Below are 7,009 nucleotides of genomic sequence, written 5' to 3'. Positions count from 1 at the left end.
TGAAGGCCTCGCCCAACTGCATAATGGCTTGCTGGGGCGCGCACTTGGTTACTTCGAGCATCCAGGGGAATTGCTCGCGCTTGATGGCGTTCAACTGCCAGTTTTTTATTCTTGGGCGAACGACTGCCATATAAGCGGGCGGAAAAGACAGTGATCGTTCATGCCGGAACCCAGGTCGGCAACGATATCGAACGTCCATCCCTGTTTCGCGCAGTACAGTTCGAGTACCTGCTGTTGACGCTCAAGGTCGGCGGACTGATCATGCGACGAGACGCGGGCATAGGCGACGGTGCGTCGCGTTGGCGAGTCGATGCCGAATTTGTCGGGACGCAGCGCCGCAAGGTCGTAGCGACGTTGTCCGCCCGGGGTGCGTTCGCAGCTAATCTTGCCGCTGATCTCCCAGCGGCGCACGGTTTCAGACGAGGCGCCAAACGTCTTGGCAGCTTCTCCGATTCGTACCATGTGTGGATTTTTGACCATGTATATGGATAATATAGGGCTTTCAACGTGACAGTTCAATCCCTGCACCATCGACGCACCGCACCCGAACCCTAGGAGTCTCACCTTGTCCGCCGCCCCGCTCGCCGTCGTCGAGGCCTTTTTCGCCGCCCGGGACGCCTTTGACTTCGAGCGCGCGCGCGCGCTGCTCGCCGACCAGGGGTTCAGCTTTCGCAGCCCGATCGCCGAGTTCGACTGCGCCGACCAGTTCATCCAGTACGGCGCCCACGCGAGCGCAATCGTCCAGTCCGTGCAGGTCCGCAAGGTCTTCGTGGATGGCCCGGACGTCTGTCACTTCCTCACCTACCGCATCCAGATCTCGGAAAAGTTGTCCATTAACGCCGTCCAGTGGACCCACGTCGAGCAGGGCCGCATCCTGCGCATCGAGACGCTGTTCGACGCCTCCGTCTATCGCGAACTGTTTCCGGGCCCGGTGGTCGGCTAACGGCCAGGAAGGCTCGTCCGTCACCCCGGAAGATGAAAGCCCCCGTGGGAGCGGCTTGCAGCCGCGATGCGAGGCCGCGGTAAGCGGCGACGCCACGGCAGTCTGCGACGCTCCGTCGCGGCTGAAGCCGCTCCCACAGCGTCGCTGCGCGACTTCCACGGTAAGGCGTTGCCTCGAAATCACGCGCTGCCGGGCGGGGAAGAAGTGCCCGACGGCTTGGGCTAGCGCGGCGCAGGCAGGTGTCGCGTATCCTTGGCATCCGCAGTGTCGGTAGCGGGCCTGTCGCATCCAGACAGCCAAGACATATCATAAATGTTGTAAGACGTTAGCGTTTTATAAACGATCTGTCCTGTGTCGGCCATCTGCTCGATGCCGCCCACCACCTGGCGGAAGACGCGCCCAAGGCAGCCTTCGACGCCCTCGACGCCGCGCTGGCCGAGGCCGATGCCAAGCTCTGGGTCCAATTCCTCGGGCGGCTGCAACGCACCCTGCGCTATGCCCATGCCAAGGGCTACGCCCCCAAATTCCGCGACTGGATGGAGGCCGCCGACTATCCCGCCCGCTACGCCCCCTGTACTGGGCCTTCCTGGCCCTGCTCGAGGGCGAGGGCATCCTGCGCAACGTGAGCCCGGAGGTACGCCGCACGGCGCTGCGCATCTACCAGGGCCTCGCCGCCGACGCCGCGCCGCCCCCGCCGGCCAAGAGGACCGGCCGCCGCCGGGGTCGTGAGGCGGGGCCGGGGCGGGACGGGTCTTGAGACCAGGTCCCGCGTCTTTGGCCGCTTGCGCAAAACCGTCGCGGCGACGGGCGAACCGGAGGCTCGGAAACTGGAGTCGCGCAGCGACCCTGTGGGAGCGGCTTCAGCCGCGACGAGGCCGCGCAACCGCCCGCCACGTCGCAGGTTACCGCAGCCTATGTCACGCCCTTTCAGGGCTGATCGTCCTTTTCCCGATACCCAGGGCGTTGCCCTGGGCTGGTATGTCGCGCCCCTTCGGGGCTGCCAGGTCCGCAGCGTTACGCCCTCGTCTGCTTTGCGTTCATTTGTGTTCATTTGCGGACAAAACCTCTTTCCGGGCCGGCTGCACCCGCGCCCGGATCGCCGCCCGCAGGGCCGCCGGGTCGAGCGGCTTGCGCAGTACCAGGGGCCGCCCGGGCAGGTCGTCCGGGCCCGTCAGGGCGCTGTCCTGGCCGGTCATGAGGATCACCGGCAGCCCCGGCCGCTCCCGCGCCAGGTGCCGGAAGAGCCCGATCCCGTCCAGCGTGGGCATGGCGATATCGGAGAGCACGAGATCGAACCCGGGGTCCTGGGCCAGGAGCGCGAGCGCGGCCTGCCCATGTTCCGCCTGGGCCAGGTCCACCCCGCCCAGGGCCAGCAGCCGGGCCACTGCCTCGCGTACCCGCGGGTCGTCGTCCACCACCAGGACCCGCAGCCCCGCGGGCAGCCCGTCGGACCCCGGGTCCGCGGCGGCGGCCGGGGATGACCGCGGGTCGGCCCCGGGTAGCGGCGTCGGCACGCTCACTGCCGGCAACAGGAGCCGGAAGCTGGTACCGCACCCCGGACGCGATTCCACCGCCAGCCCGGCCCCGGAGCGGGCGATGAACTCCTGCACCATGAAGAGCCCGAGCCCGTGGCCGCGCTGCTTGGCCTTGGTGGAGAAGAGCGGGTCGAAGATGTGCGGGAGGATGGCGGGCGCGATGCCGCTGCCGGTATCGGTCACCCGCAGCTCCACGCAGTCCGTGGCCGGGAGGGTCCCGACCGCCAGGGGGGTGTCATCGCCCCAGCCGATGGGCGCGGCCTCGATGCGCAGTTCGCCGCCCGCGGGCATGGCGTCGCGGGCGTTGAGCGCCAGATTGAGCAGCGCCGCCTGCAGGAAGCCCGCATTGGTGCGTGCCTTGAGTCCGGCCGGGATGTCGATCCCCAGGCGGATGCCCGGGGGCAGGACCTGCCGCAGGATGCGCACCAACTCGGCGACGGTCTCTTGCAGGTCCACCGGCTCCAGCGGGACCCCCCCGGCGCGGCTCAAGGAGAGCATCCCGGAGGTGATGACCTTGGCCTGACCCAGTGCGCTTTGGGTCTCCTCCAACACCTGGCGCAGCTCGGGGTCGGTGTCGGCCCCCGGCAGGCCGATGCTCAGGAAGTAGATGTTGGCGTCGATGACCCCCAGCAGGTTGTTGAAATCATGTGCGACCCCGCTCGCCAGGTGGCCGATGGTCTCGCGCTCGCGCGACTCCACCAGGTCGCGCTGGATCTGCTCCTGATAGCGCACGGCCGCCATGCGTTGGGCGATCAGCCGCAGCATCTGCCGCTCCGGTTCCCCCAGATTCAGGGCCGACTGGGTCCCCCACAGGGACAGGATCAGCGTTTGCGTCGGCCCGTCCGGTCGGGGGGCGTCGAAGGCGAGCCCGACGCAGGAGTGCAGGCCCGACGTGGCCGCGGCCCCCGGCAGGCAGTCGAGGCCGAGGACACAGGGGGTGCCGCGATGCGCCAGGGTCTGCGCCAGGACGGCCTGGAACATCGCCGGTCCGGGTGCGTCCGCGCTCTCATCGGGGATCGCAATCAGGACCCGATGCCGCTGGTCATCTTCCATCACCCCCAGGACCGCCGCCGCCGCCCCCAGGGTCCGGCAGCCGAGCCCCAGCAGGGCGCGGTCCTTGTCCGCGGGCGGCAGCGGCCGGTTGATCAGGTCCACCAGTTCCTCGAGCTGGGCGGCATGGCGGGTCTCGTTCTCGCGGATCAGGTCCTGCGCCAGGTGGCGATCGGTGATGTCCGTGTCGATGCCGCGGTAGCCCAGGAAGGTGCCGTCCGGGGCCAGCATGGGCGCCCCGCTGCTCATCAGCCAGACCCGCCAGTCCTGCACCCCCAGGCAGAGCCGGTCGAAGTCCCGGATCGGCTCACGGCGCTGCATGATGGCAAAGACGGCGGCCTTGACCGCCGCCTGGTCCGCGGCCGGCAGCAGGTCGTAGAAGTGCTGGCCGATCAGCTCGTCCGCCCGATAGCCCAGGACCTGCTCGCAGACCGGGCTCACATAGGTGTAGCACCCCTGGGGGTCGATCTCCCAGCTCATGGAGCGGCTCTGATGGGCCAGTTGCTCGTAGCGGGCATTGCTCGCGCGCAGGTCCGCCGTGGCGTGGGCACGGTCCATGGCCCCGGCCAGGACGCTGGCAAAGACCTGAAGGAAGCGGATCTGCATCGGCGACCAGTCCCGCGGCGCGCGCACGGCGTCGAAGCCGACACAGCCGAGCAGTACCTCGCCCACGGCCAGTGGTGCCACGAGCAGCGACTGGATCTCCTGGGCGCGGCAGAGCTCCCGCTCCCGGGACCAGTCCGCGGGCAGGTCCGTCACCCGGTGGATCACGACCGGCTCCCCGAGCCGCAATTGGAGCATCAATTCCGGCAGCGCTGAAATGGGGATCGCCTGATTCTGCGCCAGCGCGGGGGCCACCCCCGGCGCCGTCCACTCCAGGGTATTGGTGAGGGTACCCGCGGACTCATCGAGCAGGACCACGTAGCTGCGGTCCGCCTGGGCGAAGCGGCCGATCCGCTCGATGGCCTCCGCCGTCAGGGCGTTGAGCCCCTGGTCGGGCACGCCGACCAGACGCACGGCCAGGGCCAGGAGTTCGTCCACCATCGATTCGCGCCGGGCGAGCGCGGCCTCGGCCTGTTTGCGCTCGCTGATGTCCAGGTGGATGCCGGACATGAGTCGCGGGGCCCCCGCGGCGTCACGTTCCATCACCCGGCCCTGGTCCATAACCCAGACCCAGTGCCCGTCCCGGTGGCGCATGCGCAGCTCGCACTCGTAGCCGTCCAACTCGCCCCGGAAGTGCGCCTCCAGCAAGGCCAGGCTCCGCTTCAGGTCAGCGGGCTCCGTGAGGTCGATCCAGGTCTGGATGCTGAGCGGGGCCAGGTCGGCCAACTGGTAGCCGATGATCTCGGCCCAGCGCGCGTTGACCAGGATGACACCGGTCTGGACCTCCCACTCCCAGGTGCCGACCCGGGTCCCGGCGATGATATTGGACAGGCGTTCGCGCAGGCGCGTGGAGTCCAGATTTTCCTGCGCCAGGGCCCTGAAGTTCCCGCTCAGGGACCGCGCCATCGCGGCCACCGCGTCCGCCAACTGTCCGGGCTCCTGCAACCGGCCGGGCCTCGGCGTGGGCCAGGGCCGGTCCTCGCGGATGGCGGCGGGCAGGGCCGCGGTGACCTCCACCAGTTCGCGCAGCCGGCGGACCAACTGCCGACTCAGGGCCTGGGCCACCGCGACGGCCAGGCCCGCCAGGGCCAGGAGCACCAGGAGGATCCGGGTCACGGTCTCCTGCAGCCGGTCGATCAGGGGGGCCGCGTTGAATTCCACCGCCAACAGGTCCGCCGGGGACGGCCATTCGCCGGGGATCTCCATGCGGTAACGGGCCCCGCGCCAGCGGGCCATGCGCGAGGGGAGTCGGCCGCTGGGCAGGATGATCGTCAGTCCCGCGGTCCCGGTGGGGATCCCGGTCTCCCGCCGGGGCAGCTTGGCGGGGTCGCCGCTCGTCGGCGCCGACCACTGCACCTGCGGCTCGCTGTCCGCCGGGAGATTCTCGCGCAGGAGTCGATTCAGGTGCTCGCGTTCTGCTTCGAGGTCTGCCGCACTGCGGCCGTCCAGTTGGTCCCGGGGTCCCAGGTGATGGGCCGCAAGCTCGGCGAAGAGCCGCAGCCGCTCGGCCTGTTCGGCCTCCAGGTGGCCCTTCAGGTCGCGGCTCTGCCAGGTCGTGATCAGCAGCGAGGGTACCAGCAGGCTGGAGAGCAGGACGCTGAAGAGGACCTGCCCGATCGGGAGCGAGGCACGGCGACCGGTCAGGGCCGCGGCGGCCAGCAGCACCAGACCGGCGAGGGCGGCATTGAGGATGCCGTTGAGTGCCTGCTTGACGGCTACCAGCAGGGTCGGCAGCCAGCCCATCCCGAGCCCCCAGTGATAGCACAGCAGGACCAGCGGGGCACCGATGAGAAACCAATAGAGGGTCACTGAGACCGCGAGCGGCGGTGCGTCCCGGCCGCGGCGGCGCGCCCGTGCCCGGTGCCAGGCGACCGCGGCCGCCTCGCCGACCAGTATGAGCAGGGCATAGGGGTGGCCCCAGAGGAACCAGGTGTAGGCGCCGCCGACCAGGGCCACCAGCAGGCCGGACCAGGTCCCCAGCCACACCAGGGCCAGCAGCACCGCGATCGAGCCGAACAGGACATCGACACCGAAAAACAGCGGCAGATTAAAATAATTGCCGACCACGGCGAGCAGCGCCAGCGCGGGCGTGGCGACCAGGACCCGGGTCAGGCCCGGTCCGGGCGGGGCCGGGAGCGGCACCGGGGTGTCTATGGCGGTGTCGATGATCGCAACTCCTGCCGTCTCCCGGGCGACCGGCCGCCGGCCCCTGGCCCGGTGCTGGTCAAGCGGTCGACGCCGGGGCGCACAACTGCCCGAGCAGGGTGCGCAGTTGTTCCGGTCGGAGCGGTTTCTGGATGGTCGCGTCCACCCCCAGTTGTTCGCTCACGGCCAGGACATGGGTCGGGTGGCCCCGCACGAGGTCCCCGCTGATGGCGATGATCCGGGTCCCGGGGGCGATCAGGCGCATGCGCGCGATCACCTCGAAGCCGTCCAGGTCCGGCATATAGATGTCCACCAGCAGCAGGGCGGGCGGGTCCGCCGCCATCGCGGTCAGGGCCGCCCGGCCATCGGTAAAGGTCTCGCAGCGATAGCCCCAGGCCGCGATCAGGCGGGCGGTGGCGGCGAGCAGGCGTGGGTCATCGTCGATCAGCACGATGCGGGGATTGGTGGTCGCGGGCATGGGGTCGGCCTCCTGGGGCGCGAGCTGGCCGGATGGGTCTCGAATTAAGAGGATTTGTCCGCAAATGAACGCAAGTCCATTAGGGAATGCCTTTGGCGCCGTTGTCGCTGTCGTTGTCGTTGTCGTAATCGAGGTTATCGTCGCGCCGCGGATTCTCCCGCCCCCCAACTTGCATCGCTTCTCCTATCACGACACCGACAACGACAACGATTGCGTTGGTGTTTAACTTGTTCTTGACCCGTTACTAAGGTATGG

The 7,009-nt window shown here is 69.0% G+C and carries 4 protein-coding genes and 1 pseudogene; 1 reads left to right on the top strand and 4 read right to left on the bottom strand.

Features of this window, described 5'->3' with window-relative positions:
• Nucleotides 1–98: 98 nt before the first annotated feature.
• Nucleotides 99–462: pseudogene (locus QZY48_RS02275) on the bottom strand (MerR family DNA-binding transcriptional regulator); the annotation flags it as partial.
• 103 nt (nucleotides 463–565) lie between these two features.
• On the opposite strand from QZY48_RS02275, the gene QZY48_RS02270 reads away from it, so the two are divergent.
• Nucleotides 566–943, top strand: coding sequence for a nuclear transport factor 2 family protein (locus QZY48_RS02270; protein ID WP_295427148.1), 378 nt, complete (start codon nucleotides 566–568; stop codon nucleotides 941–943).
• A gap of 221 nt (nucleotides 944–1,164) precedes the next feature.
• On the opposite strand, the gene QZY48_RS02265 is transcribed toward QZY48_RS02270, so the two are convergent.
• From QZY48_RS02265 to QZY48_RS02255, 3 genes are all read right to left on the bottom strand, one after another.
• Nucleotides 1,165–1,446: a hypothetical protein gene (locus tag QZY48_RS02265; protein ID WP_295427146.1), complete on the bottom strand. Its 282-nt coding sequence runs from the start codon at nucleotides 1,444–1,446 to the stop codon at nucleotides 1,165–1,167.
• A gap of 534 nt (nucleotides 1,447–1,980) precedes the next feature.
• The gene (locus QZY48_RS02260) at nucleotides 1,981–6,273 is read right to left on the bottom strand and encodes a PAS domain S-box protein (RefSeq protein ID WP_295427143.1); all 4,293 of its coding nucleotides are present in this window, start codon (nucleotides 6,271–6,273) and stop codon (nucleotides 1,981–1,983) included.
• Between the two features lie 82 nt (nucleotides 6,274–6,355).
• Nucleotides 6,356–6,754, bottom strand: a complete 399-nt coding sequence (locus QZY48_RS02255) for a response regulator (RefSeq protein ID WP_295427140.1) — start codon at nucleotides 6,752–6,754, stop codon at nucleotides 6,356–6,358.
• Nucleotides 6,755–7,009 lie beyond the last annotated feature (255 nt).

Origin of the sequence: uncultured Thiodictyon sp., from assembly GCF_903828115.1 — a bacterium.
GTDB lineage: Bacteria > Pseudomonadota > Gammaproteobacteria > Chromatiales > Chromatiaceae > Thiodictyon.
Note: the sequence above shows the minus strand (reverse complement) of the source record. Positions and strands in the feature narration are given on the sequence as shown.

Excerpts from the sequence above, each read along its gene's own strand:
- QZY48_RS02265 (WP_295427146.1), bottom strand. The coding sequence starts at position 1,446 with ATGGGCATAGCGCAGGGTGCGTTGCAGCCGCCCGAGGAATTGGACCCA.
- QZY48_RS02255 (WP_295427140.1), bottom strand. The coding sequence starts at position 6,754 with ATGCCCGCGACCACCAATCCCCGCATCGTGCTGATCGACGATGACCCA.